This window comes from Mesorhizobium sp. M7A.F.Ca.AU.002.02.1.1, from assembly GCF_003998535.1.
GTDB lineage: Bacteria > Pseudomonadota > Alphaproteobacteria > Rhizobiales > Rhizobiaceae > Mesorhizobium > Mesorhizobium ciceri.
This window is the reverse complement of sequence record NZ_RZPB01001276.1, coordinates 1-1,016: the sequence shown is the minus strand read 5'-3', so window position 1 is coordinate 1,016 and position 1,016 is coordinate 1. Positions and strand designations below refer to the sequence as shown.

Sequence of the window (1,016 nt, the reverse complement as noted above, 5' to 3'; positions counted from 1 at the left end):
CGCCGCCAGACCTGCTTCATAGACCTGATCATGCGCGCCGGCCGGGTTGCCCTGGTCAACGACGACCTGCGGCACGTCGTTGGTGCCGTTGATGGTGATCTCGACCGTTGTCGTCGAGGTGTCGCCGTCGCCATCGGTCAGCGTATACGTGAACGTGTCCGTCAGATGCTGGCCGGTGGTCAGCGCCTGGACCGCCGCAGCGCCGTTGTTCAGCGTGTAGCTGTAGTGGCCGTCCGCATCGATCGTGATCGAACCGTAACTGCCCGCCACGGCCGACCCGACATGGCCCGAGGCCGATGTGACCGTGCCTGCCTCGACGCCCGTTACCGTCGCCCCGTCCGCGCCCTTAACGTCGGCGACGCCGTCCGTCACATTCGCGTCCGCGCCGCCGCTGGCCGTGATCACGTTGCCGTCCGCGACCGTCACGCCGTCTTCCGTCACGCTGTCCGTATCGGCAACCGCGGTCGGCACGTCGTCGACGATGGCGACGGCAAAGGTGGTGCTGGCCGAATCGCCGTCGACGTCCGTGACAGTGATGCTGAAATTGTCCGGAACCGTGTCGTTGGGATCGAACCCGTTCGTGTGCTCGGGATGAGTGACCGATTCGGTCACCGTGTAATTGTATTGGATAGCACCCGTGCTCGGATTGTAGGAGACGATCTCCAAATAGCCGAACTGGCCCGGGATCTGCTGGCCGACGCCGGTGACGGCGACACCGTTGATAACGATCGACCCGATTCCATCCGGTGCGTCGATGCTGATCGTTCCGATGCCTGAGGTTTCGGAATTGCTTGGCGCGTCGCTGCCAGGCGATTGTGTCTGGTTGCCATCGAGGCCAGTTTCACTGGCCGCTTCGGTCGGGGCAAGCAGTGACGTGGCCACCACTGAAACCGGCCTGTCGACGATGGACGGGAACAGTTCGCGGCGATCCAGAAGCCCAAACTGCAAGGCGGTCGGCGGCAGCAATGCCGACAGGTCGAACCCGTCGCCGATGCCGCCGGGGGGAACCGAGAAAT

1 protein-coding gene is annotated in these 1,016 nt (G+C 64.2%); it reads right to left on the bottom strand.

Annotation, left to right across the window (positions count from 1 at the left end; genetic code table 11):
• Positions 1–966, bottom strand: a 966-nt coding sequence (locus EN879_RS37100; RefSeq protein ID WP_206521103.1) for a VCBS domain-containing protein, incomplete at its 3' end; no start/stop codon positions are given.
• Positions 967–1,016 lie beyond the last annotated feature (50 nt).